Source organism: Pinirhizobacter sp., assembly GCF_035317885.1.
GTDB lineage: Bacteria > Pseudomonadota > Gammaproteobacteria > Xanthomonadales > Rhodanobacteraceae > Pinirhizobacter.
In genome coordinates this window covers 1-2,452 of the sequence record NZ_DATHFX010000033.1, presented here as the reverse complement: position 1 = coordinate 2,452, position 2,452 = coordinate 1, and the positions used below count along the sequence as shown (strand labels likewise).

Genomic DNA, 2,452 nt, shown 5'->3' with positions numbered 1-2,452 from the left:
GTGCTGATCGACACACCGGGCATCAACGAGCTCGGCGGCGAGGCACGCGAGGCGCTCGCCGTGGAAGTGGCCCAGGTGAGCGACCTGGTGGTGTATGTAGCCGATGGCGACCTCACCCGTGACGAACTCGACGCCCTGCGCGCATTGGCAGCCACCCAGCGTCCCGTGCTGCTGGCCTTGAACAAGGCCGACCGCTATGCCCAGACCGAGCGCGAGGAACTGCTTGCGCACCTGCGCTCCCGCACCGCGGGCCTGGTCCGGCCCGAAGATGTCATCGCCGTCAGTGCGTTACCCGCGCCGCTGCGGATGATGACCGCTTCGGGCCTTGAATCGAACCTGCCCCAGGCGCCGGACGTCGACGCCCTTCGTACGCGCCTGCTGGATATCGCCCGCCGCGACGGCAAGGCGCTCAACGCGATCAACGCGGGCCTCTTCGCCGGCCGCCTGGCTGACCAGGTGGGCCAGCGCATCGCCGCCAGCCGCCGCGAGCTGGCCAGCCGGGTGATTCGGCAGTACTGCCTGGCCAAGGGTGTCGCCGTGGCGCTCAATCCCATTCCCGTGGCCGACCTGCTGGCCGCGGCGGGCCTGGACGCGGCCATGGTGGTGCAGCTTTCACGCGTTTACGGCATGCCGCTGACACGGGCCGAATCCGGCCGGCTGGTGGCCACGGTGTCAGCACAGCTGATCGCCCTGATGGGCGCGATCTGGGGCATGCAACTGGCGGCCTCGGCGCTGAAAGGCTTGAGTGGCGGCTTGTCCGTAGTAGTCACCGGCGCCGCCCAAGGTGCACTAGCCTGGTATGCCACCGTATTGATCGGCCGCGCCGCCGAACGGTACCTCGTTGCAGGAAAATCCTGGGGCGAACACGGCCCCAAGCGCGCCGTCGCCGACGTGGTCGCAGGCCTGGACCGCGACTCCATCCTGCGTGAAGCCCGCGAAGAAATCCTCCGCCGCCTCCGCCGCGACCCCGCCCTACCCTAACCCCTCTTCCGCCACCTCAGTTCGCCCCGCTTCGCCCCCCAATGCCCTCCCCGCAGCCCACCGCTACGTTCCAGGGAGCCGGCGGGTATCGTTTTCAGAACGCTTCCGCAGGGAGGCAAAGCCGACCGAGGACTTAGTGAAGAAAACGATACCCGCCGGCTCCCCCCCCCGCACGCCGCACGCCGCCGGCTTGAGGCTAGCGCTGCAGGAAACGGAGCAGCGTAGCCTCGTCGAAGGGCCAGTCCATCTCGCGGCCGTCGCGGCGGTCGCGCAATACAGGCACGCGGGAGCCATAGGCCTCTTCAAGCACAGGATCATCGTCCACCCAGGCGCTGTCGAAGTCCGGGGCCCGTACTGCCGCCATCAGGGCCAGGGCCTGGTCGCAAAGCTTGCAGTAATCGCGCTGGTAGAGGACGAAATCTGTCATGCGCGTAGAATAACGTCCTTCCCCGCCCCAGTTGCTTTCCCATGGCAGTCAGCGTCTTCGACCTCTTCAAAATCGGCATCGGACCGTCTTCGTCCCATACCGTCGGCCCCATGCGCGCCGCCGCCCGCTTTTGCGAGCACTGGCTGGCCGAAAAGGGCGTGCTCGACCGCGTCACGCGCGTGCGCTGCGAACTCTACGGATCGCTGGCCATGACCGGCCGCGGCCATGGCACCGACAAGGCGGTGCTGCTGGGCATCGAAGGACAATGGCCCGACTCGGTCGACCCCGACCAGATCGACGCCACCCTTGCCCGCATCCGCAAGGACAAACGCATCCGCGTGCTGGGGCGGCACGAGATCAACTTCGACGAGAAATCGGACCTGGTGTTCAACAAGCGCCAGAAGCTGCCCTTCCACACCAACGGCATGCGCTACAGCGCGTACGACGCCGAAGGCAACGAAGTGGCCACGCGCGATTACTACTCCGTCGGCGGCGGCTTCGTGGTCAACCACGACGAGGCCGCCGAAGACCGCATCGTGGCCGATACCTCCGAGCAGCCGTATCCCTTTTCCAGTGGCGATCAACTGCTGGCGCTGTGCGAGGCGAACAAGCTCACCATCGCCCAGCTGATGCTGGCCAACGAGAAAATCTGGCGCAGCGAGGCCGAAATCCGCGAGGGACTGCTCACGCTATGGACGGCCATGCAGGACTGCGTCAACCGCGGCCTTCGATCGCCCGGCGTGCTTCCCGGTGGCCTGAAAGTGGTGCGCCGCGCGCCGCGCATGGCCGCGGAGCTGCGCGACCGCCCCGAGGCGGCGCTGAAGGATCCCTTGAGCATCCTTGACTGGGTAAACCTGTATGCCCTGGCGGTGAATGAGGAAAACGCCGCGGGCGGTCGCGTGGTCACCGCACCTACCAATGGCGCGGCCGGCATCGTGCCGGCGGTGCTGCATTACTACGACCGCTTCTGTCCCAGCCATGACACCGACGGCGTGCTCAATTTCCTGCTGACGGCCGGTGCCATCGGCATTCTCTATAAGGAAA

General features: G+C 66.9%; 3 protein-coding genes. 2 read left to right on the top strand and 1 reads right to left on the bottom strand.

Going from position 1 to position 2,452, the window contains the following annotated elements; translation table 11 throughout:
• A partial coding sequence (locus VK519_RS01060; protein ID WP_324346824.1) for a DUF697 domain-containing protein occupies window positions 1-981 on the top strand: 981 nt, incomplete at its 5' end.
• Between the two features lie 196 nt (window positions 982-1,177).
• Here the strand turns inward: VK519_RS01060 and VK519_RS01055 are convergent.
• Complete coding sequence (locus VK519_RS01055; RefSeq protein ID WP_324346822.1) at window positions 1,178-1,408, bottom strand: glutaredoxin family protein; 231 nt, start codon at window positions 1,406-1,408, stop codon at window positions 1,178-1,180.
• A gap of 41 nt (window positions 1,409-1,449) precedes the next feature.
• Between VK519_RS01055 and VK519_RS01050 the strand changes: the two genes are divergently transcribed.
• Window positions 1,450-2,452, top strand: a 1,003-nt coding sequence (locus VK519_RS01050) for an L-serine ammonia-lyase (RefSeq protein WP_324346820.1), incomplete at its 3' end; no start/stop codon positions are given.

Coding starts and splice junctions, on each gene's coding strand:
- VK519_RS01055 (WP_324346822.1), bottom strand. CDS start 1,408: ATGACAGATTTCGTCCTCTACCAGCGCGATTACTGCAAGCTTTGCGAC.